Origin of the sequence: Sinorhizobium mexicanum (assembly GCF_013488225.1) — a bacterium.
GTDB lineage: Bacteria > Pseudomonadota > Alphaproteobacteria > Rhizobiales > Rhizobiaceae > Sinorhizobium > Sinorhizobium mexicanum.
The window spans coordinates 16,725-41,252 of record NZ_CP041238.1; the positions used below are offsets into that span (position 1 = coordinate 16,725).

Here is a 24,528-nt window from a genome sequence, read left to right on the forward strand (position 1 = left end):
GCGCATTTGTCTTGGCGGCTATGGGCATATTTCAACATCTGATGGCTCCCGTCTCCGCACGCCCGCTTCGGCCGACGACGCCCGTCGGCCCAGTTTTCGATCATAATACCTGTTGACGTATTTCTGTCTATTGTGGATAAAAGACAAATTGATTGTGCGACCGTTGCACATGAACGAAATCCAGGAGTGCCGCTTTTGTCCGCCCCGTCTTCAATCCTTCTTTCGCCGGAGGACAATGTCGCCGTAGCGACCTTTCCGATCGAGGCAGGGCAGCCGCTTCCGGGCGGCGCCAGGGCCAAGGTGCGGATCGAGCCCGGGCACAAGGTGGCGGTGCGGGCGATCGGAAGCGGCGAGCCGGTGATCAAGTACGCCCAGGCGATCGGTCGTGCGACCAGCGACATCGGCGCGGGAGATCACGTGCATTCGCACAACCTCGCCTTCGACCAGGACCGTCTTGCGATCGGCGCCGCCGTTGCGCCCGAATCCGCAAGCGCCGCCGACAAGGCGCGGACGTTCCTCGGTTACCGCAGGGACGACGGACGGGCCGCCACACGCAACTATATCGGCATCGTCGCCAGCGTGAACTGTTCCACCACGGTCTGTCGCGCCATCGCCGACGAGGCCAACCGGCGCATTCTGCCGCGATATGAGGGCATCGATGGCTTCGTGCCGATCGTGCATGATCAGGGCTGCGGCATGTCGTCCACCGGCGACGGAATGAAGAACCTGCACCGGACGCTTGCCGGCTATGCCCGCCACGTCAATTTCGGCGGCGTGCTGATGGTCGGACTCGGTTGCGAGGTCAACCAGCTGACGCTCTACGGCCAAAGCGGCTCCGGCGCCGAAAAGCGCCACTTCAACATCCAGGAGGCCGGCGGATCCCGCCGCTCTGTCGAGCGCGCGCTCGGCGTGCTTGATGAAATCGCCCAGGAAGTCGCGACAGCGCGGCGGGTGCCGATACCGGTCAGCGAGATCATTGTCGGCCTGCAATGCGGCGGCTCCGACGGTCTTTCGGGCGTCACGGCCAACCCCGCACTCGGCGCGGCGGTCGATATTCTCGCCGGTGCCGGCGGCACCGCGATCCTCTCGGAAACCTCGGAGATCTACGGCGCCGAACATCTCTTGCGCAGCCGCGCGGTCAATGAAGACGTGGGAGTGAAGCTCGACAGCTTGATTTCCTGGTGGGAAAACTACGTTGCGTTGCACGGGGCATCGCTCGACAACAATCCTTCGCCGGGCAACAAGCGCGGCGGCCTCACCACCATCCTGGAAAAGTCGCTCGGCGCGGTTGCGAAGGGCGGACGCTCGCCGTTGACGGCTGTCTACAATTACGCCGAACGCGTAACCGAGCACGGGCTGGTATTCATGGATACACCGGGCTACGATCCGGTTTCGGCAACCGGCCAGGTCGCCGGCGGTGCCAACGTCATTGCCTTTACCACTGGACGCGGCAGCTGTTTCGGCTGTCGCCCCGCGCCATCGATCAAGCTCACAAGCAACACGCCGCTTTATCGCGCCATGGAGGAAGACATGGACATCGATTGCGGTGTGATCGCTTCGGGGGAGGCGACCATCGCCGGGCTTGGCCGCGAAATCTTCGAACTGATCATCGATACCGCTTCCGGCCGCAAGACCAAGAGCGAACTGTTCGGCTACGGTGACAATGAATTCGTTCCCTGGCATCTGGGGGCGACACTCTGACGATGTGAGAAATGCACATCCTTGGAGGGAGGAGACAGGGAATGCAGACGAGAAAAATCGGCCGAACGGATCTCTCCGTGACCGAATACAGCTTCGGCGCGGCCGGGCTTGGCGGCCTCTATCGCGAATGCACGCGCGAAGCCGCAATGGCGACGCTCGATGCCGCCTGGGCCGCCGGCATACGCTATTTTGATGTAGCGCCTTATTACGGCTTGGGATTGGCCGAGCGGCGCGTCGGCGATTTCCTGCAGGACAAGCCGCGCGACAGCTTCGTGCTCTCGACAAAGGTTGGCCGCCTGCTTCGTCCGGTGCCGGAAGCCGACGTTCCCGACTATTCTTACGTCAAACCGCTGAATTTCGACGTCACCTTCGACTACAGCTATGACGCGATCATGCGGTCCGTCGAATTCAGCTATGCGCGCCTCGGTCTCAATCGCATCGACATCCTGTATGTCCATGACATCGGCGTCTACACCCACGGTGCCGCAAAGAATGCCGTGTTCTTGCGGCAACTGATGGATTCTGGCCTGAAGGCTCTGGAAGAGTTGAAATCGAACGGTGTCATCTCGGCCTATGGCTTGGGCGTCAACGAGGTGCCCGTCTGCCTTGAGGTCATGCGGCGGGCCGATATCGACTGCATCCTCCTGGCCGGGCGGTACACGCTTCTCGACCGCTCGGCGGTCGCCGAGTTGCTCCCTCTCTGCGAAAAGAAGGGGACGTCGCTCGTCGTTGGCGGCGTGTTCAATTCCGGCATTCTCGCCACCGGTCCGGTGGACGGCGCGCATTTCGACTACATGCCGGCGAGCGAAGATGTGCGAACGCGGGTTGCGGCGATGGAAAAAATCGCACGCGACCGCGACATGCCGCTTGCGGCACCCGCGCTCCAGTTTCCACTTTCCAATTCGCAGGTTGCGTCGGTTCTGCTCGGTACCGCGAAGCCTTCAAGCCTCGAGCGCAATATGGAACTCACCCGCCGCAAGATCGCTGCGGAAGAGTTCGCCGCCTTCGAACCTCACACGCTCGTCGCACCCGAACTCGGGCTCGAGGCGGTACGGGCCTGATACATGACGCTGCGCTCGCTTGATGCCGGCGCGGCGGCCAGAAAGGGGATGCCGGTACGCCGCTGGCCTGTCCGGAAACTGAAATGCCTATGAAAACAGGTTGTTGCGTCTGGGAGGAGCGCAATGAAATGGAACCGGCGGGACGCTTGCCATTTCAAAGTCACTGCGCTAGCGTACCAATCTGTTTTTTATAGATAAAAGATCGATCCGTATGCACCTTGCGGATCGCATTCGATAACGGAACAGGTGTAGTTGAGAGGAGAACCCGATGAGCATCACAAAGCACATTCTATCCCGCCGTGCCTTCACGGCACTTGCCGGTGCCGCCTTCCTTGCGACGATGGCGCCGGTCGCGTCATTCGCCCAGGACGTCACGATCCCGATCATCGTGAAGGACACCACTTCCTTCTATTGGCAGATCGTTCTTGCGGGTGCGCGCGCCGCCGGTAAGGACCTCGGCGTGAACGTGCCGGAGCTTGGCGCCCAGTCTGAATCGGACATCAACGGCCAGATCAGCATTCTCGAAAACGCCGTCGCCGGCTCGCCGGCCGCGGTCGTGATCTCGCCGACCGAGTTCAAGGCGCTCGGCAAGCCGATCGACGAGGCAGCAAAATCGGTTCCGATCATCGGCATCGACTCGGCGGCTGATTCGAAGGCCTTCACCTCGTTCCTGACGACCGACAACGTCCAGGGCGGTCGCATCGCCGCGGATGGGCTCGCCGCGGCAATCAAGGAGGCGACAGGCAAAGAGGAAGGCGAAATCGCCATCATCACCAGCCTGCCGGGTGTCGGGTCTCTCGACCAGCGCCGCGACGGCTTCCTCGACCAGGTCAAGACCAAGTATCCGGGCTTCAAGGTCGTTGCCGACAAATATGCGGATGGCCAGGCCACGACCGGTCTCAACATGATGACCGACCTGATCACCGCCAACCCGAACCTCGTCGGCGTTTTCGCCTCCAACCTGATCATGGCGCAGGGCGTTGGCCAGGCGATCGCCGAGAACAAGCTCGGCGACAAGATCAAGGTGATCGGCTTCGACAGCGACGAAAAAACCGTCGGCTTCCTCAAGGAAGGCGTGCTCGCGGGTCTCGTCGTGCAGGATCCTTATCGCATGGGTTATGATGGCGTGAAGACGGCGCTTGCGGTTTCGAAGGGCGAGAAGGTCGAAGCGAACGTCGATACCGGCGCGAACCTCGTCACCAAGGCCAACATGGCCGAGCCGAAAATCGACGCGCTTTTGAACCCGAAGGTAAACTAGACCTGGAGGCGTAAAGGCTACAGCGCCCTTTGCGCGTCTGATCAGACGCGCGGCGCTGTGGGCGGCGGTGGGTACGAGGGGCGCCGTCGCCATCCGGGTTGGCGCATAACCCCGGGGAGCAATTTTCGGGGTTATGCGCGGATAGGCGTTGCAGCGGCGCGTCGGCTTTGACGCGCATGCGCTGTTGAGGAGGAGGCATTCATGATTGGACTTCAAGAGGTCGGCCATCGACACGCGCTCACAACCCCCGCCGGCCACCCCGTTCCCAAGGGTGAGCCAATCCTCGAATTGCACAGCCTGCGCAAGAACTACGGCGCCGTCGAAGCGCTGAAGCCGGCAACCATGACATTCCTCTCCGGCGAGGTGCACGCTATCGTCGGCGAAAACGGCGCCGGCAAGTCGACGCTGATCAAACTGCTGACAGGCGTGATAACCCGAACCTCGGGCGAAATCCTCTGGTGTGGCGAACCGGTCCAACTCGCGAACCCCAACGAGGCGATTTCGCGTGGCATCAACGCCGTCCACCAGGAAGTCGTGCTCTGCCCCCACCTGAGCGTCGCGGCCAACATGTTCCTCGGTGACGAGATGAACAGGCGCGGCCTGATGCGCAAGCGCGCAATGACCGACGCGGCCCAAGGGGTGCTCGATGATCTCGGTTTCAACCTGCCCGCAGGCGCTGTCCTGGGCAGCCTGACGATCGGCCAGCAGCAACTGGTCGCGACAGCGCGGGCAGCGATGCGCGGCACTCAGTTCCTGATCTTCGACGAGCCGACGGCCTATCTTACGCGCCAGGAATCCGAGCAGCTGTTCCGCCTCATTCGCCGGTTGCAGAGCGAAGGTGTCACGATCGTCTATATCAGCCACCGCCTGGAGGAGGTGTTCGAGCTTGCCGACCGGGTCTCCGTCCTGCGCGACGGCACCCATGTCGGCACCCGGGCGATCGGCGAGACGAACGAGGCCGAGCTGATCGCGCTGATGATCAATCGCACGATTGAACAGATTTATCACAAGGAACATTTTCCCGCCGGCGAGACGCTCGTTGAAACGCGCGGGCTCTCCGGTCCGGGCTTTGCCGACGTGTCTCTGACGGTAAAGGCCGGCGAGATCGTCGGCCTCTACGGCCTGATCGGTGCCGGCCGCAGCGAATTTGCACTCGGCCTCTATGGCCGCCACCGGCTGAGTGCCGGAGAGGTCTTCTGGCAGGGAAGCAAGGTTGACATCGACAGCGAGCGAAAGGCGATGGAGCTCGGGATTGCGCTCGCGCCGGAGAGCCGCCGTGACCAGGGGCTCTGCCTCAACCTGCCGATCGGCCTCAACATCAACCTGCCGGTTTTCCGCAAGCTGACGCGCGGACTGACGATCAACCGCGCCGAGGAGGCCGCGAACGCCGACCGCCAGATCAGGGATCTGAAGATCAAGACGCCGTCGCGCCGGGTTCTGGCATCGGCCATGTCCGGCGGCAACCAACAGAAGATCGTCATCGGAAAGTGGCTGAGCCACGGGGCGAAGCTGTTCATCTTCGACGAACCGACCGTCGGCGTCGATGTCGGCACCAAGGCCGAAATCTATCGGCTTTTCGCGCGGCTCCTGGAGAAAGGTGCGGGCATTATCCTGATCTCGTCCTACCTGCCGGAGGTCTACGAACTGTCGGACCGGCTGCATGTCTTCCGGCAGGGGCGGATTGTGGGAAGCCACGGCTACCGCACGGCCAGCCACGAAGAAGTGCTGGCGCAGGCGATCGGCGCGTGATTGCGCGAACAGGGCACAAGGGACTGCAGGGAGGAACGACATGAGTGTGGAAACGGTTGAAACCAGCGCAGGGCCGACGCCGAGGAAGGGAATCAGCATCCTGTTCGGCCTGACGCTGGTCGGGCTGCTGCTCTTCCTCTGGCTGCTCCTTGGCTTCGCGACCAACAGCTTCTGGACGCCGAACAATATCAGCAACCTCCTGCGCCAGGGCGCAATGACGGCGATCCTCGCCGTCGGCCAGACCTTCGTGATCATCACAGCCGGCATCGACCTTTCGGTCGGGGCGGTCGTCGGCTTCACCAGCGTCATCGTCGCATGGCTGCTGGCCGCCGGCGTTCCCCTGTGGCTTGCCCTCCTCGCCACCTTGGCGATCGGCGTCCTGATCGGCGCCTTCCACGCCTTCGGCATCGTCCGCATGGGTCTGCCGGCCTTCATCATCACGCTGGCAACGCTGACCTCTCTGCGGGGCATCGGGCTGCTCATCACCAACGGCTCGACGATATCGATCACCAACGAGGCCTTCACCAATTTCTCGCGGGCCGATTTCCTCGGTGTGCCGAGCCTGTTCTGGATGGTGATCGTTGTCGCCGTGCCGGCCTATATCTTCCTGCATTTGAGCCGTTTCGGCCGTTATCTCTTTGCCGTCGGCTCGAACAGCGAGGCGGCCCGCCTTTCCGGCGTCAACGTCAACCGCACGACCTATCTCGCCTATATCCTGTCATCAACCTGCGCCGCCTTTGTCGGCCTGCTGCTTGCCTCGCGCATCGGCATCGGCAACGCCACGCAGGCGGAGGGCTGGGAACTGCAGGCGATCGCCTCATCGGTGATCGGCGGCACAAGCCTGTTCGGCGCCGTCGGTTCAGTCCACGGCCCACTGCTCGGCGCTTTCATTCTTGCGACGATCAACAACGGCGCCAATCTGTTGAACGTCAATTCCTTCTGGCAGCGCATCATCACCGGGCTGCTGATCATCGTCATCGTCTACTTCGACCAGCTCCGCCGGCGGGGCGAGCGATGACCGGGGTTGCCGGTATGAAGGCCGTCCTCTGTCCGGAGCCGGGCCGCCTCGAGATCGTCGACCGCAGTCGGCCCGCGGCGCCGGCCGCCGGCTGGGTGCGCCTCGCCGTCAGCCATGTCGGGATTTGCGGTACCGACTACCACATCTTCGAAGGCAAGCATCCCTTCCTGCAATATCCCCGCGTGATGGGGCACGAAATCTCGGCAAAGGTGATCGAAGCCGGACCTGAAACGTCGCTCGCGCCCGGAACGCTGGTGGTGGTCAATCCCTATCTCTCCTGCGGAAGCTGTGTGGCCTGCAGAAGCGGAAAGCCGAATTGCTGTACGGCGATCCGTGTACTCGGCGTGCACACCGACGGTGCCTTCTGCGAGGAGATCGTCATGCCGGAAGGAAATCTCTATCCGGCTCATGATCTGGCGCCGGAAGCCGCCGCTACGGTCGAGTTCCTGGCAATCGGCGCCCATGCCGTGCGCCGGTCGAAGGCAGCGCCCCCTGCCCGTTCGCTGGTCATCGGCGCTGGCCCGATCGGCCTCGGGACGGCGATCTTCTCGCGCATCGCCGGACACGACGTGACGCTTCTCGACACGAGCGTGGAACGGCTGGCCTTCGCCGCCGACAGGCTCGGCTTCTCGCAGCGCATCGTTGCCGACGGCGACACGGAACGTGCGGTCGCGCGGGCGACGGATGGCGATGGCTTTGATGTCGTCTTCGATGCGACAGGCAACACGACGTCGATGGAACGGTCGTTCGCCCACGTCGCCCATGGCGGAACGCTGGTCTTCGTCAGCGTGGTCAAGGACGAGATCCGCTTCTCCGATCCGGAATTCCATAAGCGCGAGATGACCTTGGTCGCCAGCCGCAATGCCACACGAGTGGATTTCGATCATGTCGTCGCGTCGATCCGTGACGGGCTGGTGCCGGTCGACACGCTGATCACCCATCGCACGACACTCGCTGAGGCGGTGAACGATCTGCCGCGCTGGGCGCAAGACAAGGCCGGCCTGGTCAAGGCCGTCATCAAGGTGGATACCGCATGACCTTGATCGATGCGCACCAGCATTATTGGACGCTCGGCCTTGGCCATAACGACTGGCCTGAGCCGGATCTCGCGCCGATCTATCGCGATTTCGGGCCGGAGGACCTCAAGCCTAACCTGGCCGCCGCAGGAATTTCGCGGACCGTTCTCGTCCAGGCTGCACCGAACGTGACGGAGACCGAGTTCCTGCTTTCCGTCGCCGAACAAGAGGAGAGTGTGGCGGCCGTAGTCGGTTGGGTCAATATTCTGGCCGCCGATGCCGCTTCAGAAATCAGGCGCCTAAAGGCTAACCCGAAGTTCAAGGCCATCCGCCCGATGCTGCAATCCATTTTGGAGACCGCCTGGATCCTGCAGCCGCAGGCAATCGCCACGCTGCAGGCGCTGCCGGGACTGGATATGCGGTTTGACGCTCTGATCCAGCCGCGGCATTTGCCGGTCATTGCGGCCCTTGCCGCTGAGGTGCCCGAGCTTGCGATCGTCGTCGACCATGGCGCCAAACCCTTTATCGCCGCCGGAAAGATGGAGCCGTGGCAGTCGGACATGGCGGCGCTGGCCCGTCGCCCCAACGTCTACGTCAAGCTCTCGGGGCTGGTGACCGAGGCTGGCGGCGGCTGGTCGGTCGAGAGGCTCAAACCCTACGCCGCGCATCTACTCGATGTCTTTGGAGCGGATCGCGTGATGTTCGGCAGCGACTGGCCGGTGGTGCTGCTCGACGCCGACTATGGCGCATGGTTTGCCGCGGCTCAGGAGCTGACGGCGCACCTCACGTCCTCAGAGCGGGAGGATGTCTTTTCACGCACGGCGGCTCGCTTTTACGGAATTTCCGGCTAAGCAATTGCCTTGCCCGGCTTTCCTACAGCGGCGCGCGTCCGATCGGACACGCAAAGCTCGCTGTAGCACTTTGATTTGATACATGATTTTGTCCCTGAATCAGCAGCAGAACGGAAACAGCCTCGCGCAAGGGAGCGGGGGCAGCGTCGGAAATCCAGTAACATTTTACTGATAGATCTTGTTCCGGAGCGGGAAGGGCATATTGTTGCACCGCACAAGAAACGTGGTAGTCTGCCAGCGATTGCGGACACCAAGACAAACAATCGCAAGCTTGCGTCCGACTGGGAGCGGCGTTGTCATTGATTGAAACAAGGGGTACGCGTCCCATGTTCTACCAGCTCTACGAATTGAACCACGCCATGATGGCGCCGTGGCGCACGGCCGCGGACGCCCTGCGCCTCGCCTTCAACAATCCCATGAATCCGGTCTCGCACACCTATTTCGGTCGTGCGACGGCTGCGGGACTGGAGGTTTTCGAGCGCGCCACACGGCGTTACGGCAAGCCGGAATTCGGCCTTCCCGAAACGATCATCGACGGGCAACCGGTGCCGGTGCACGAAAAGATCGTCTGGCGCGCGCCTTTCTGCAATCTCATCCACTTCGAGCGTTCTCTTCCTAAAGGGAGAGCGTCGGATCACAAGGTCCTGATGGTCGCGCCGATGTCCGGCCATTACGCCACGCTGCTGCGCGGCACCGTCGAAGCGCTGCTGCCACATGCCGATATCTACATCACCGACTGGATCGACGCCCGGATGGTGCCGCTCGCCGAAGGCACGTTCGATCTCGACGACTATATCGACTACGTCATGCAGATGCTGCGCTTCCTCGGGCCCGATACCCATGTGATCGGCGTCTGCCAGCCGGCGGTGCCGGTTCTGGCCGCAGCCGCGCTGATGGAAGCGGCGGAAGATCCGCTCGCACCCGCGTCGATGACGCTGATGGGCGGGCCGATCGACACCCGCATCAATCCGACGGCCGTCAATCAGCTGGCGAAAGAGCGGTCGATCGAATGGTTCCGCGACAATGTCATCATGCCTGTGCCATGGCCGCAGCCGGGTTTCATGCGCATGGTCTATCCGGGCTTCCTGCAACTCTCCGGCTTCATGTCGATGAACCTCGACCGGCACCTGATCGCCCACAAGGAATTCTTCGCGCATCTCGTCAAGAACGACGGTGACGCCGCCGACAAACATCGCGACTTCTATGACGAATATCTGGCGGTCATGGACCTGACGGCGGAATTCTACCTCCAGACCGTCCAGGTCGTGTTCATGCAGCATGCCTTGCCGAAGGGCGAGATGATGCACCGTGGACGGCCCGTCGACCCGTCGGCGATCCGCAAGGTTGCGCTTCTGACCGTCGAGGGTGAAAACGACGACATTTCCGGCGTCGGCCAGACGAAGGCCGCGCAGACGATCTGCACCAACATCCCGGAACATATGCGTCAGCACTACATGCAGCCGGATGTAGGCCATTACGGCGTTTTCAACGGATCGCGCTTCCGCCGCGAGATCGCGCCGCGCATTGTCGCTTTCCAGCGCGAGCATTCGCGGCGCGCAGCGCCGGTCAAGCAGCTCATCAAGGGCGGAAAGTCGGCCTGACAGGAACGGCCTCCGCTTTCGGCAATTGAAGGCGGTCGTTTTGCCCGTGCAGAGTCAAGATCTTGTCCGATTCCGACAGGGAAAGTCTTGCAGTGACGGCGGGCCTTTCCCACATCGTTTTCATCGGGTCGCGATTGTCGCGGCCCGCTGATTGCGAGGAATCGTGAAGATGAACCAATCTGCATTGATCCGTCCGGACTGGACGCCCGCGACCATTGCATTGATGGTGCTCGGCTTCGTTGTGTTCTGGCCGCTTGGCCTGGCAATGCTCGCTTATATCCTCTTCGGCGAAAAGCTGAGGGCGTTCAAGAAGGACGCCAACGGCAGTGTGGATCGCATGTGCGCCGGTTTCCGGCGCAACCACCGTCAGCACTGGGCGCATCATCGCACCGGCAACGTCGCTTTTGACGACTGGCGCGAAGCGGAGCTTGTCCGCCTCGACGAAGAGCGCCGCAAACTGGACGAAATGCGCGAGGAATTCGACGCCTACGTGCGCGAACTTCGCCGCGCCAAGGACCAGGAGGAGTTCGACCGCTTCATGCGCGAACGCAAGAACGGCGGCCCTTCGCCGTCCTCCGGTGAAACGAACTGACCCGAAAGCAGTGATCCGGCGTTTCATGTGAAACGCCGGATTCCTACTGCATGTTTCCTTAAATCGTAGCCGATTTAAGGGATAATGAAATGCAGCAGTTCAAAGTGTTACAGCGTCCTTTGCGCGTCCGATAAGACGCGCGGCGCTGTAGGCCCGTACTGCGAATGATGCGCGAATCGGATAGAAAGGCGCCATGTTTTCTTCTCTCAAGCGGCGCCGCCACAATGGAACCCCTGCCGATGTCACGCGCGACATCGAGGTCGCCGGCAAGCTCCTGTCGCTGACCATCCGCCAGAATGCCCGCGCCACGCGCATGACGCTTCGTATCGAACCGGGCGGCCGGGCACTGAAGCTGACCGTTCCCGAAGGCCTGCCGGAGCGCGAGGTTCAATCCTTCCTCAACCGTCATCAGGGCTGGCTGATGACCAAGCTTGCGCGGTTTTCCGGCGAAAGCGAAATCGAGGAAGGAGGTTCCATCCTGATCCGCGGCGTGGCTCACCGCATCGAGAGAACGGGCCGGATCCGCGGCTTGACCGAGGCCATAGTACTCGGCGAGGAAAGTGTCTTGCGGGTGAGCGGCGGAGAAGAGCATTTGCGCCGACGCATTGCCGATTTCCTGAAGAAGGAAGCGCGCAATGATCTCGAGCGTCTCGTCGCCGTCTACACCGGCAGGATCGGGCGCCGGGCGCGGTCCTTGAGTTTGAAAGATACCCGCAGCCGGTGGGGATCCTGCTCCGTCGACGGCGACCTGAGTTTTTCCTGGCGCATCGCAATGGCGCCGCCAAAGGTCATAGCGTACCTCGCGGCCCATGAGGTTGCCCATCTTGAGGAGATGAACCACGGACCGGACTTCTGGGCCCTTTGCGAGAAACTGTGTCCCGACACCCGCGATGCCAAGCACTGGCTGAAGCGCAACGGCACGATGCTGCACGCGGTCGATTTCGGTTAGAACAGTCCTTTTTGTCGGCCGCTGGTTTATTGCCCGTCTAAAAAGACGCGTGGGCGCCGTAGCGCAGAATCGATCAGCAGACGTATGGTTTCTTCGCCTTTGTGGTACAATGCATCTGGTGAGAAGCTGGCCGCCGCAACGTTGCGCCGGCCTACTTGCAGCGTCGCGCATCTCGTCAGATCCGACGTGCAAAGGACGCTGGAGCACCTTGCTGCACGGTGCAGCAGGGGACGCAACGTTTTGGCTCGACTCGGGCGACATTTCGTGCAAGGTCGCTTCCCATGAAAACTGACGTGAAGATTTGCGGGCTGAAGACCGCGGAGGCTGTGGAGCGTGCTGTGGCGCTTGGCGCATCGCACACCGGCTTCATCTTCTTTCCGAAAAGCCCGCGCAATATCGAGCCGGACGACGCCGGTCGTCTTGCCGCGCGCATCCGCGGGCGGGCGAAGATCGTTGCCGTCACGGTCGATGCTGGCAATGACGATCTCGATGAGATCGTCTCCGCGCTCAACCCGGATATCCTGCAGCTTCACGGTTCGGAGAGCCCGGAACGCGTGCTGACGGTCAAGGCGGTCTACGGCCTTCCTGTAATGAAAGCCTTGTCGATCCGCGAAGCGTCCGACCTCGACCGGATCGGACCCTATGTCGGCATTGCGGATCGGTTCCTCTTCGACGCCAAGCCGCCGGCAGGTTCCGAGTTGCCGGGCGGCAATGGCGTTTCGTTCGACTGGCGGCTGCTCGACGCGCTTGACGGCGGCGTCGATTACATGCTTTCCGGTGGATTGAATGCAAGCAACATCGGTGAAGCCCTTGCGCTGACCGGCGCACGGGCCATCGACACATCCTCCGGCGTCGAGAGCGCGCCGGGCGTCAAGGATTTGGAGCTCATGGAAGCATTTTTCGATGCGGTTCGCCGGGCGGATGACGAGCGCGCACGAGCAGGGAGCAAGACGTGAACGAGGCGCCTAAACTGAACTCCTTCAGAGCCGGACCCGACGAGGAAGGCCGCTTCGGTATCTTTGGCGGCCGTTTCGTTGCCGAAACGCTGATGCCACTGATCCTCGACCTTCAGGACGAGTGGAACAAGGCAAAGTCTGACCCGGCCTTCAAGGCCGACCTGGAAAAGCTTGGAGCGCATTACATCGGTCGCCCGAGCCCGCTCTATTTCGCCGAGCGCCTTACGGCCGAACTCGGCGGCGCGAAGATCTATTTCAAGCGCGAGGAGCTGAACCACACGGGCTCCCACAAGATCAACAACTGCATCGGCCAGATCCTGCTCGCCAAGCGCATGGGCAAGACGCGCATCATCGCCGAAACCGGCGCCGGCCAGCATGGCGTCGCTTCCGCGACCGTGGCTGCCCGCTTCGGCCTACCTTGCGTGGTCTATATGGGCGCGACCGACGTCGAGCGTCAGGCGCCGAACGTGTTTCGCATGAAGCTCCTCGGTGCCGAGGTGAAGCCGGTGACTGCCGGCCACGGCACGCTCAAGGATGCGATGAACGAGGCGTTGCGCGACTGGGTGACGAACGTCGACAGCACCTATTATCTGATCGGCACCGCCGCTGGTCCGCATCCCTATCCGGAAATGGTCCGCGACTTCCAGTCGGTCATCGGCCAGGAGGCCAAGGAGCAGATTCTCGCGGCGGAGGGTCGGCTTCCCGATCTCGTCATCGCGGCGGTCGGCGGCGGCTCCAACGCAATCGGCATCTTCCATCCGTTCCTTGATGACGAAGGCGTCAAGATGGTCGGCGTCGAAGCCGGCGGCAAGGGCCTTGAGGGCGACGAGCATTGCGCCTCGATCACGGCCGGTTCGCCGGGCGTGCTTCACGGCAATCGCACCTATCTGTTGCAGGACGGCGACGGCCAGATCAAGGAAGGGCATTCCATCTCCGCCGGTCTCGACTATCCGGGCATCGGGCCGGAGCACTCCTGGCTGAACGATATCGGCCGCGTCGAATATGTCCCGATCATGGACCATGAGGCGCTCGAAGCCTTCCAGATCCTGACGAAGCTCGAGGGCATCATTCCGGCGCTCGAACCGTCGCATGCGCTGGCTGAGGTCATCAAGCGGGCGCCGAAGATGGGCAAGGACGAGATCATCCTGATGAATCTCTCCGGCCGCGGCGACAAGGACATTTTCACGGTCAGCAAAATTCTGGGTATGGGGCAATAAAGATCATGACCGCACGTATGGAGAAGAGGTTTGCCGACGTAGCGGCGGAGGGTCGGCCAGTCCTCGTCACCTATTTCATGGGCGGCGATCCGGATTTCGATACGTCGCTCGCGATCATGAAGGCGCTGCCCAAGGCGGGCGCCGACGTCATCGAGCTAGGCATGCCTTTTTCCGATCCGATGGCCGATGGGCCGGCGATCCAGCTCGCGGGCCAACGCTCGCTGAAGGGTGGCCAGACGCTCGCAAAGACGCTCGAGCTTGCACGCCTCTTCCGCGGAGAGGACCAGCACACGCCCATCGTGCTGATGGGCTACTACAATCCTATCTACATCTATGGCGTCGATCGTTTCCTGACGGACGCGCTGGAAGCAGGGATCGATGGCCTGATCGTCGTCGACCTGCCGCCGGAGATGGACGACGAGCTCTGCATCCCCGCGCTGAAGAGGGGTATCAATTTCATTCGCCTGGCGACGCCGACGACCGATGACCGTCGCTTGCCGAAGGTGCTCGAAAACACGTCTGGCTTCGTGTATTACGTCTCGATGACCGGCATCACCGGTTCGGCTCTGCCGGATCCCTCGCTGATTGCGGGCGCCGTTCAGCGGATCAAGTCGCACACTGAGCTGCCCGTCTGCGTCGGTTTCGGCGTCAAGACGGCCGAACACGCGCGGGCGATCGGGGCATCGGCCGACGGTGTCGTTGTCGGCACCGCGATCGTCAATCAGATCGCCTCCAGCCTCACGGAAGAGGGACGCGCGACCGAGGCGACGGTGCCGGGTGTCGAAGCGCTGGTCAAGGGCCTCTCGGCTGGTGTGCGGGCGGCAAGGCTCGCTGCAGCCGAATAATCGCCCAGATTAGCGCGCACAACCCGAAGGAAATCTTCAGGAGTTTATAAGTGAACTGGATCACAAACTACGTTCGGCCGAAGATCAATTCGATGCTGGGCCGCAGGGAAGTTCCGGAAAATCTCTGGATCAAGTGCCCTGAAACCGGCGAGATGGTGTTTCATCGCGATCTCGAAGAGAACAAGTGGGTCATTCCGCAGTCCGGATATCATATGAAGATGCCGGCGAAAGCTCGGCTGAAGGATCTCTTCGACGGCGGGATCTACGAGACGCTGCCGCAGCCGAAGGTGGCGCAGGACCCGCTCAAGTTCCGCGATTCGAAGAAGTACACCGATCGCCTGCGCGACAGCCGCGCGAAGACCGAGCTCGAGGATACGATCGTCGCTGGTCTTGGCCTCGTTCAGGGCGTCAAGCTCGTTGCCGTCGTCCACGAGTTCAACTTCATCGGCGGCTCGCTCGGCATGGCGGCAGGCGAAGCGATCGTGAAGGCGTTCGAGAGGGCGATCGCCGAAAAATGCCCGCTGGTGATCTTTCCGGCCTCCGGTGGCGCCCGCATGCAGGAAGGCATCCTTTCACTGATGCAGCTTCCGCGCACGACCGTGGCGGTGAACATGCTCAAGGAAGCCGGGCTTCCCTACATCGTCGTCCTGACGAACCCGACGACCGGTGGCGTGACCGCTTCCTACGCGATGCTCGGCGACATCCACATCGCAGAGCCTGGCGCGGAAATCGGCTTCGCCGGAAAGCGGGTGATCGAGCAGACCCTGCGCGAAAAGTTGCCGGAAGGCTTCCAGACGTCCGAATACCTGCTGGAGCACGGCATGGTCGACATGGTGGTCAAACGGCATGACCTCCCGGCGACCCTTGCACGTGTGCTGAAGATCCTGACGAAGAAACCGGTCGAAGCCGCCAAGCGCGAGAGTGGATCGCAAGCGACTGCCTTGCCGGTTGCGGCGCGGGCCTAGACTTCGCGCGACTCGGTTTCGGTTGACTTGGCATCCCGGCGCGAGCCGCTTCATACTCTTTCGGTGGTGCGTCCCGGCGGACGATTTTTCGAGGCGATTGACATGACGGCGACGCAGGTCAGCGAAGCGGCGCAGGAGATCGAAAAGCTTCTCGCGCTGCATCCTAAAGGGTACGACCTGTCGCTCGACAGAATTACCCGGCTTTTGGCGGCACTCGGCAACCCGCAGGACCGTTTGCCGCCCGTCATCCATGTCGCCGGCACCAATGGAAAAGGGTCTGTCACCGCCTTTTCCCGCGCGATTCTCGAGGCCGCAGGCCTCAGCGTCCACGTCCACACGTCGCCGCATCTCGTGAACTGGCACGAGCGCTATCGGCTGGGCGCCAAGGGCGGCAAGGGTGCGCTGGTTGGCGATCGCGTGCTTGCCGATGCGGTGCGGCGCGTGGCGGAGGCCAATGCCGGCCAACAGATCACGGTCTTCGAAATCCTGACCGCGGTCACCTTCCTGCTCTTTGCCGATCATCCTGCTGACGTCGCGATCATCGAGGTCGGCCTTGGCGGCCGGTTTGACGCGACGAACGTGATTACCCGGCCGGCGGTTTCCGTCATCATGCCGATTTCGCTCGATCACCAGTCCTATCTCGGCGATCGGGTGGAACTGATCGCCGCCGAAAAGGCAGGCATCATGAAGCGCGGCTGTCCGGTGGTGATCGGCCATCAGGAGGAAGAGGGTGTGCGCGACGTGCTCGTCGCCACGGCCGAGCGCCTCGGTTGCCCGATGTCCGTCTACGGTCAGGATTTCATGGCGCATGAGGAGTTTGGCAGGCTCGTCTTCCAGGACGAGCGCGGATTGGCGGACCTGCCGCTGCCGCGATTGCCCGGTCGGCACCAATACGCCAACGCTGCCGCGGCGATCCGCGCCGTCAGGGCGGCCGGTTTCGATGTGCCGGAGGCTGCGATCGAGAAGGGCCTGGCCACCGTCGAATGGCCCGGGCGTCTGCAGCGTCTCGCCGGCGGCAAGCTTTCGCATAACGGTCCGCCGGGCGCCGAGATCTGGGTCGACGGCGGTCACAACCCTGGCGCGGGTCAGGTCATCGCCGAGGCGATGGCGAGTTTCGAGGAGCGCGAGCCACGGCCCCTGTTTCTGATCATCGGTATGATCAACACCAAGGATCCGGTCGGCTATTTCAGGGCCTTCCTTGATCTTGCGGAACAGGTCTTCACTGTGCCGATTCACGGGTCCGATGCTGGCCTGGACCCGGTCGCTCTGGCCGAGGATGCCGGTTTTGTCGGCTTCGAGACCACCGCGACATCGTCTGTTGCGGAAGCGCTCGCGATCATTGCCGAGCTTGTCGATGAGGATCCGGTTCCGCCGCGCATCCTGATCGGCGGATCGCTTTATCTCGTCGGCGACGTGCTCGCCGAAAACGGCACGCCACCGCGGTAGGCGGCCTTTCGGGGCCGCGCGCTTCGCCTCGACGGCAAGAAAAAAGCCCGGCAAGCCGGGCTTTTCGATGTTTCTCGAGATTTGGGCAGTTCAAGCTGCGGCCGTCGAAATCCAGGAAGTCAACGCGGTCTTCGGAGCGGCGCCAACCTTGATGTCCGCCACTTCGCCGGCCTTGAACATGGCAAGCGTCGGGATCGAGCGTACGCCGTATTGAGCGGCGAGCTCCGGGTTTTCGTCGATGTTGAGCTTGGCGACCTTGACCTTGCCGGCGAACTCGGTGGCGATCTCCTCAAGACTCGGCGCGATCATCTTGCACGGGCCGCACCATTCGGCCCAGAAATCGACGACGACCGGCTCGGCCGAGTTCAGGACTTCCTGCTGAAAATTGGAGGTATCGACTTTCACAGTGGCCATCTGCTGCTCCTTGCTTTCGGAAATGGCGACCGTACGATCTTGATCGTGCGGTTCTTCAAAATATTACCGCGCCTTTCGGTTCGTACCGGGGCGGCGCGGCGTGTCCAGATGTTGTGCCTCATGTGAGGCGTCGCCACCGGATTTTCAATATCGTGTATCTCACTTTGTCGCGAGCTCTTCAAGACTCCTGTCCAGCACCGCGTCGGAAAGCACCTGGATTGCCGGTCCCTCGGTGAAGATCAGAGCGCAACGGAACCGTCGCCCGGGATAAAGCGGCTTGAGCAGTTCCCGGTAAATGGCAAGTTGCGTTCTGTAGACAGATGGCACCTGCTCAAGTGACATCGGCACCTGGAGATTCGTCTTGAAGTCCGCAATCGTCACCGTATCGCCGGAAATAGCCAGCCGGTCGATGCGACCCGACACGGCGAACTCGCGCCCGCCGAGGGTGAGCGTTCCCATGACGGAGACTTCCGCCCGGCTGTGCGCGGCAAAGAGCGTCTGCAGTTCGGGGTGGTCCAGCACATCCATCACGGCATCGGCAAGCGCCCGACGCTCCGGCTCGGGCCAGCGCGGGACCGACCGCAGCAGATAGCGGTCCGCCGCAGCCGGGCGTTCCGCTGGATCGATCGACGGGAGAACCTGCAGCAGCCGATGAAGGATCGCGCCGCGCAGCAGCGAGCGATTGGGTGCCGCCTTTTCCGTGAAGAGCGCCGATCCGACGATCGATTCACTGTCCGGATCGTCGATGACAATGCCGGTACCGGACGGGGTGAGCGGCCGCGGCAGCCGACGCGGCGGCGGCAAGGGTGCCGAAAGCGTACCGGGCAGGCCCGGCGCCCTGCGCTCTCCTTCCGCCTGCACACCCTCTGTCATCCGGGCGTCGATATGGGGATGCGTCTCGCGCCACGCGTGGCCGGTCCATTCTTCGCCGCCCGCACGGAACACCATGGGCGTGCCGCGTCCTTTGATATCCTGCGCCAGCGTCCCCTGGACCATGGCATGCCAGGTATCGGTATTCTCCCTCTGCCCGCGATAGCCGCAGATGACGAGCCGGTCTGCGGCGCGTGTCATGCCGACGTAGAGGAGGCGCCGGTATTCCTCCTCAGCCAGCGCCTTCAGGCGAGCGTTGTCGGCGTTGAGCAGGGAGTTCGTGCCGGAGCCGGGCGCCCGCCAGACAGGCACGGTCACGACGGAACCGTCGCCCCGCGGCTTTTCGAAAAGGCGCAGATCTGGAACATGCTGGCTATTGAACGCCTTGCCACCGCCGTCGACGAGGAAGACGACCGGCGCCTCCAGGCCCTTTGCCGCGTGCACGGTCATGACGCGCACTTCGTCGCGCTCCTCCTGCTCGCGCTTGACCGTCGGCGCTTCGATCTCAAGCGTCGAGATGAAGGCCTGCAGTCCGGGCAAGCCGGCTCTTTCGTGATCGAGCGCGAAAGTCAGGAATTCATCGAGAATGTCGCTGACCTCGCTGCCCAGCCGGGCAAGGAAAGCCGCCCTGCCGCCCAGAACACCCAGGATGCGGGCATAAAAATCGTGCGGCAGCATATGGCGGGCGATGTCGGCATAGTGCGAGAGCGTGCGCGCGACCGGGTGGTACCGGCTCGTCTCCTGGACGCCGAAGCTCTGCAGGCGTTGCCAGAGGCTCTCGGTTTCTGGCCTTCCTGCCGCAAGTTCGAAAAGATCGTCCTCACCGAGATTGATGAGCGGGCTTTTCAAGAGCGCGGCGAGAGAAAGGTCGTCATCCGGTAGCAGAGCAAAGCGGCCGAGCGCCATCAGATCCTGAATCGCAATGTGGCTGGTCAGCACGAGGCGGTCGGCACCAGCGACCGGGATGTTGTTTCTGCGCTTCAGTGCCCGTGTCAAAGCATTGACGAAAGCGTCGCGCTTGCGAACGAGGACGATCACGTCGCCGGGCCGCATCGGCCGGCGAATGCCCTTCTCGATGACGGCCTCCTTGCCGATCCAGTCATCGAGAACCGCGGCGATGCGCCGGGCCAGAATGTTTGCCGGCGCGCGCTCGGGAGTCGCATCGAAGGCGGCTGTCCACTCCTCTTCGGCGAGGGTCGGTTCGGGCGCGATCACGTCCCATATGTCGACGGTGCCGGGGTGGCCGATCCGGTTGGAGGCATGAACGATCGCCTCGTCCTGAGCGCTGAGCCCCTTGGCGTTCGCCTTGTTGGCAAAGACCGTGTCGACGGCCGACAGGACGTCGATGGTCGAACGGAAGGAAAGCTGCAGGCGGATCGGGCTGAAGTATTTTCCGCCAGCGCGTACGCGCCGCTCCGTCACGATGCTCTCGCGGGAGAAGCGCTCCGGCCGTGCGCCCTGGAACGAATAGATCGATTGCTTCTCGTCGCCGACGGCGAAGATCGTCCGCTCGTCAGCTCTCGCCGTCTCGCCGGCGAAGAAATCGGCGGCAAGCGACTGGATGATCGTCCATTGCGCGGGGCTCGTGTCCTGTGCCTCGTCGACGAGGATGTGGTCGATGCCCTGGTCGAGCTTGTAGTGAACCCAGGCGCCGACATCGCCGCGGGCAAAAAGCGCTGCCGTGCGATTGATCAGATCCTCGAAGTCGAGCTGGCTGCGCGCCTTCTTGATTTCCTCGTAATCGCGGTTGAGCCTTTCAGCGAGCGTGAGTGCGGCACCTGTCGCTTCGTACATCCTGACGATGCTCAATCGGTCGACGCAGGCGACGACATGATCGCGCGCTTGCTCCACGAGCGGTGCGAGGTCAGGCGCCTCGCGCCGCATCGCGGCGTTCAAAAAGGTGGAGTCAGCCCGCGGCTTGCCGCCGCCGTTGAAGAAAAGTCCGAGCAGCTTCCGGTAGCGCTCCTCGGGATCGGCGAGCCTTGCGACCGCCTTCAGTCCTTCTGCAAACTCGGAAGGCTTGGCGCCGCCCTTGCGTGCTGCGAGATCGAGATATTGGTCAAGAGCCGCGCCGTTCAGACCGGCCAGCGGCCAGACCTTCGCCAGCACGCTTTCTGCAGTCTCGCCCGGCGCGATCGCGAGCGATGCACGCAGATGCGCTTCCAATCCGCCCCGCGTCGCGGCGCGATCGAGGAACGCCTGAATGGGCGTGCGATTGGCGACGATCGTCTCCAGCAGCCTTTCGAGGCCCGTATCGTCGGCGAGATCGAGAACAGTGGCGAAGGCGGCGGCGAGCTCCGGGTCATCCGCCGCAGTGGCCGCCAGCAACGCACGCCGTGCATCCGCGAGCAAGACCGCAGCGGCGCTGTCGTCGAGCACGGAAAAATGGCCGGCGACGTTGGCTTCGAGCGGAAACTGATGCAGGAGCGCTTCGCAGAATGCGTGGATCGTCTGGATCTTCAGGCCGCCGGGCGTCTCTAGCGCGGCGGCGAACAACCGTCGTGCCTCCTGGATTTTCACGATTGAGGGCCGTGCGCCCTCGATCACTTCGATACGCTTCTCAAGCGAAGCATCGTCAAGCGTCGCCCATTCGGCCAGGCGCTCGAACACCCGGTTCGACATTTCTGAAGCGGCGGCCTTCGTATAGGTGAGACACAGGATCGCGGAAGGGCGGCAGCCGGCGAGCAGCAGGCGGATGACGCGCTGGGTCAGGACATGTGTTTTGCCCGATCCGGCATTGGCGGAAACCCAGGCCGAACGCGCCGGGTCGGAGGCGAGCGATTGCCGCTCCGTCGTCCAGTCGAGCCAGGCCCGGGGTGTCGTTTCCCGAGGCCCGAAAGTGTCATCCCTCATCGGCATCATCCTCGCCTTCGGCAGTCGCCCATTCGGCAACCCGCGCCAGATGATCGTATTCGCCGCCGTAGTCGCGCTCCTTCTGCACGATCAGGCGGGAAACGAAGCCGTGGCGGCCGCTCATCAGTGCCGCGAGCAGCTTCCGCAATTCGGTGAGCGATTCTTCCGCCAGCTGGTCCGCGGATTTCGTTTCCTTTTGCCTGCCACCCTCGTTGTTGACGGGATCGACGCTGAAGCGGTTTCCGGGTTTCAGGCGGACATAGAGAAGCGCATTTGGTTCGGCGCATCCCGTCGCGCCGAAGGCTCCGGCCTTGAGCGCGGCGGCCTCGAGCGAAAGCTGCGGGTCGAGCAGACTACGCGCCTCCTTGGGCGAGGGGCTGGAGCCGGTCTTGTAGTCGATGATGTCGATGGTGCCGTCCAGGCGCCGATCGAGGCGGTCGGCAACGCCGGTCAGCCGAATATCCGCAAGGCCGATATCCATGGATGCGGGAACCTCGGTGAAAGACTTCGCGATACTCTTCCGGCGGTCGCGCTCCCAGCCAAGGAATGCCTTCCCGACAGCGGCAAAACGCGGACGCCAGATCGTGTCGATATGCGGCGGAAGCGCCTCCTCGTCGAAGGCTTCGTTGAGCAGTCGCGTCATCACCGTTTCCGCATCGGGCGAGGCCGGATCGAAGCCGCCCTTGACGAAGCGGTCGACTATTCGATGGTAGAGCGTTCCGCGCTCGGCCGCCCCCGGATCACGATTGAACGGCTCGATCGGCTGCAGCCGCAGGATCCGCCGAGCGTAGACGGCGTAGGGATCGCGACGGAGGCGGGTCACTTCGCTGAACGAATATTTGCGCGGCTGCAGCTCGGCCGGCGGCCGCGGTTCCGGCCGCGTCGCAAGCGGCTGGGTTTCGCCTGCATCGAGAATGCGCGCCCAGTGCAAATAGTCCGCGCCGTTGGAGTTGATGAGTTGCGTCAGTCTATCGCCGCCGAGCGCCTGCAGGCGCTGCAGCCACCTCGAAGCGACCGTTGGTGCCGAGCCCTGGCGCATGGAACGCGAGAGGATCAGGCGGCGCGTGCCGCAGGCCATCTGGAAATCGTGGGCGAGCTGGCCGATACGCCGCTCCGGCGGTTCGAGGCCGATTCCGGATTTCATCGTCCGCGACAGGAAGGGGTCGTTTGACGTCTGCCCTGGCCACGTGCCCTCGTTCATACCGCCGAGCACCACGAGATCCATGCTTTGCAGGCGCGATTCCAGCGCCCCGAAGATGAAGACGCGGGGATGCCGCATCGATCGGGGCTTGACCGCCTCGCTCGCCGCGAGCGCCTCGACGATGTCGCACCACTGCGGTCCGTCGGCGTGCATCTGACCTTCCGTCTCGATGATACCTTTGAGAAGCGCTGCCAGTGTTTCGCCGGCTTCCGTTGACCAGAGATCGCCAAGGCTGCCGCGCTCGTCGACGCAAACGGCTTCCAGTGCGCGACCCGTTCGCTCCGCCCAGTCGGCAAGGGTGAGCACCTTGGATCGATGCTGGCCGTCGACGCGAAGCACGGACGCGCTCGCCAGGGGTTCGGAGGCCAACGCAATGCGTGCGGCAAGCCTGCGGGCGGCGGCTATATCCGCCTCATCGAGGCGGCTCTGCCACGGGGGCGGATGACGATCATGCTTTTGCTTTTCGAGCGCCTGCTCGACCACCGGGCCAAGGGCCGAAATGTCGGCGCTGCCGGTGCCGCCGCGCAACGCCAGCAGCTCGAGCGCGTCGGCCGTCCGCCGGACATCGTCGGTTGTCTCACCGAAGCGGGCGAGCGGATGCTTGAGGAGAGCCACCAGCGGCACGGGATCGCCCGGCCGCAATGCGGCCTCCAGCAACAAGCGTACGACGGCGCCGGCGGCTGTGGCCGCGAGCGGCGTGCCGGCGGAATCGTCGGCCTCGATGCCGAAACGGGCAAGTTCCGCCCCGACGCGGCGCGCAAGCCCCCGATCGGGCGTGATCAACGCCGCCTGGCTTTCATCGTCGTCGGCAAGCGCGAGCCTCAGTGCGATGGCGATAGCCGTTGCCTCTTCCCGCTCATTGGCCGTCTCAATCAGCGCGACGTCGGCAAAGGCCGAGAGAAGCCTCGCCGGATCGAAATCCTCACGCGTCCGGGTCCAACTGTCGGTCGCCTTTGCCGGAAGCAGGGCGCGAGAGAGAACCATGCCGCGATAGTCGAGGGCGCCATCGGACGGCTCGAGTGTCAGGACATCACGCCGACCGATGCCCATGCGTTTCAGCAGCCGGTAGAAGCCGTATTGCGGGTGGCTGCGGCTCGCCGGATCCCTTGTGATGCCGGTCGAGCCATCGCCGACGATCAGCTCCCATTCCGTATCGCTCATCGTCTGATCGAGGCCCGGCAGAACGATGGTGCCGTTCGGCAGCCTGCTCACGGCTGCGATCAGCGCGGCTGTCACGGGGATCGAGCCGGTCGAGCCGGCGATGATGATAGGGCCAGTCACCCTGCCGGCGGCTATGCGCTGTGTTTCCGCCTGCAGAATGGCGTTGCGGTGGCGCGAAGGCGAAGATTGCTTGAGCTCGTCCAGCCGCTCCGGCCAATAGGTGCGGGCGATCTTCAGGAAGGCAAGCGTCAACTGCCACCAGAGCGCATGTTCGCCGGCGTCGAGTCCATCGAGGGCCTCCCAGTCGAGCTCCTCGGTTTCGACGGCGTCGATCAGCTCGGCGAGATTGCGCGCGAGCCAAATGGCATCGGCTGGGCTTGCCGGCGCGATCAGCGGACTTTCGCCGTGGATATCGAGAACGGCCTGCGGCAGCTGGTTGCGCCAGGCGAGAATGAGGCGGCCGAGTTCGATCAGGCGTGCGGTGCCGGAAAGAGGCGGGGCGAGATCGAGTATCGCCGGCATCTCGGCATCGAAAAAGCCGCTGTCGTCATCCGTCTCGCCGAGCGCGCGGATCGTCGGCAGGATGGCCGAGCGACCGCCGAGCAGATCGACGAACTCCGAGCGAAGCACGCGCGCCGAGCGTCGTGTGGGAACGAAGATCGTCACGCCGGCAAGCATCAGCGGATCCGCCGGATCGTAGCTGAAATCCGGAACCAGCCCGCCGTCGCAGAGCTTCCGCGCCAACGTCCTCAGGAACGGCAGGCCGGCGGGGATAGTAAAGACGTTCGGGGCGTGGCCGGGCAT

The 24,528-nt window shown here is 63.2% G+C and carries 18 protein-coding genes; 15 read left to right on the top strand and 3 right to left on the bottom strand.

The features are described from left to right. Positions 1-195: 195 nt before the first annotated feature. From FKV68_RS00095 to FKV68_RS00165, 15 genes are all read left to right on the top strand, one after another. Positions 196-1,701, top strand: a complete 1,506-nt coding sequence (locus tag FKV68_RS00095; protein ID WP_180939549.1) for a UxaA family hydrolase — start codon at positions 196-198, stop codon at positions 1,699-1,701. A 41-nt stretch (positions 1,702-1,742) separates the two neighbouring features. Further along, the gene (locus FKV68_RS00100; protein WP_180939550.1) at positions 1,743-2,762 is read left to right on the top strand and encodes an aldo/keto reductase; all 1,020 of its coding nucleotides are present in this window, start codon (positions 1,743-1,745) and stop codon (positions 2,760-2,762) included. A gap of 268 nt (positions 2,763-3,030) precedes the next feature. Then, on the top strand, positions 3,031-4,020 hold the full coding sequence (locus tag FKV68_RS00105) for an ABC transporter substrate-binding protein (protein ID WP_180939551.1): 990 nt from the start codon (positions 3,031-3,033) through the stop codon (positions 4,018-4,020). A gap of 201 nt (positions 4,021-4,221) precedes the next feature. Further along, positions 4,222-5,769 carry a sugar ABC transporter ATP-binding protein gene (locus FKV68_RS00110; protein WP_180939552.1) on the top strand — a complete coding sequence of 516 codons (1,548 nt, stop codon included), beginning with the start codon at positions 4,222-4,224 and terminating at the stop codon, positions 5,767-5,769. A gap of 40 nt (positions 5,770-5,809) precedes the next feature. Beyond that, positions 5,810-6,787 carry an ABC transporter permease gene (locus tag FKV68_RS00115; protein ID WP_180939553.1) on the top strand — a complete coding sequence of 326 codons (978 nt, stop codon included), beginning with the start codon at positions 5,810-5,812 and terminating at the stop codon, positions 6,785-6,787. A gap of 14 nt (positions 6,788-6,801) precedes the next feature. After that, complete coding sequence (locus FKV68_RS00120) at positions 6,802-7,824, top strand: zinc-binding alcohol dehydrogenase family protein (protein ID WP_180941359.1); 1,023 nt, start codon at positions 6,802-6,804, stop codon at positions 7,822-7,824. Further along, entirely contained in the window at positions 7,821-8,654 is an 834-nt protein-coding gene (locus FKV68_RS00125) for an amidohydrolase family protein (protein ID WP_180939554.1), read from the top strand. The genes FKV68_RS00120 and FKV68_RS00125 overlap by 4 nt, the downstream gene beginning before the upstream one ends. Before the next feature lie 326 nt (positions 8,655-8,980). Further along, a complete protein-coding gene (gene phaZ / locus FKV68_RS00130; RefSeq protein WP_180939555.1) occupies positions 8,981-10,255 on the top strand; it encodes a polyhydroxyalkanoate depolymerase in 1,275 nt (424 codons plus the stop codon). A gap of 169 nt (positions 10,256-10,424) precedes the next feature. Beyond that, positions 10,425-10,847 carry a DUF2852 domain-containing protein gene (locus tag FKV68_RS00135; protein ID WP_180939556.1) on the top strand — a complete coding sequence of 141 codons (423 nt, stop codon included), beginning with the start codon at positions 10,425-10,427 and terminating at the stop codon, positions 10,845-10,847. 193 nt (positions 10,848-11,040) lie between these two features. Then, complete coding sequence (locus tag FKV68_RS00140; protein ID WP_180939557.1) at positions 11,041-11,796, top strand: M48 family metallopeptidase; 756 nt, start codon at positions 11,041-11,043, stop codon at positions 11,794-11,796. Positions 11,797-12,077: 281 nt separating this feature from the next. Next, positions 12,078-12,752, top strand: coding sequence for a phosphoribosylanthranilate isomerase (locus FKV68_RS00145; RefSeq protein ID WP_180939558.1), 675 nt, complete (start codon positions 12,078-12,080; stop codon positions 12,750-12,752). Next, positions 12,749-13,969 carry a tryptophan synthase subunit beta gene (trpB, locus tag FKV68_RS00150; protein ID WP_180939559.1) on the top strand — a complete coding sequence of 407 codons (1,221 nt, stop codon included), beginning with the start codon at positions 12,749-12,751 and terminating at the stop codon, positions 13,967-13,969. The genes FKV68_RS00145 and trpB overlap by 4 nt, the downstream gene beginning before the upstream one ends. A 5-nt stretch (positions 13,970-13,974) precedes the next feature. Beyond that, positions 13,975-14,814: a tryptophan synthase subunit alpha gene (gene trpA / locus FKV68_RS00155; RefSeq protein WP_180939560.1), complete on the top strand. Its 840-nt coding sequence runs from the start codon at positions 13,975-13,977 to the stop codon at positions 14,812-14,814. A gap of 50 nt (positions 14,815-14,864) precedes the next feature. After that, the gene (gene accD, locus FKV68_RS00160; RefSeq protein ID WP_180939561.1) at positions 14,865-15,779 is read left to right on the top strand and encodes an acetyl-CoA carboxylase, carboxyltransferase subunit beta; all 915 of its coding nucleotides are present in this window, start codon (positions 14,865-14,867) and stop codon (positions 15,777-15,779) included. A gap of 102 nt (positions 15,780-15,881) precedes the next feature. Continuing rightward, positions 15,882-17,225, top strand: a complete 1,344-nt coding sequence (locus tag FKV68_RS00165; protein WP_180939562.1) for a bifunctional folylpolyglutamate synthase/dihydrofolate synthase — start codon at positions 15,882-15,884, stop codon at positions 17,223-17,225. Between the two features lie 90 nt (positions 17,226-17,315). Here the strand turns inward: FKV68_RS00165 and trxA are convergent, their stop codons facing one another. From trxA to addB, 3 genes are all read right to left on the bottom strand, one after another. Then, positions 17,316-17,639 (bottom strand): thioredoxin, encoded by a 324-nt coding sequence (trxA, locus tag FKV68_RS00170; RefSeq protein WP_180939563.1) that lies wholly within the window; start codon positions 17,637-17,639, stop codon positions 17,316-17,318. A 159-nt stretch (positions 17,640-17,798) separates the two neighbouring features. After that, complete coding sequence (gene addA, locus FKV68_RS00175) at positions 17,799-21,362, bottom strand: double-strand break repair helicase AddA (protein WP_180939564.1); 3,564 nt, start codon at positions 21,360-21,362, stop codon at positions 17,799-17,801. Further along, complete coding sequence (gene addB / locus FKV68_RS00180) at positions 21,352-24,528, bottom strand: double-strand break repair protein AddB (protein ID WP_180939565.1); 3,177 nt, start codon at positions 24,526-24,528, stop codon at positions 21,352-21,354. Before addB ends, addA begins: the two co-directional genes overlap by 11 nt.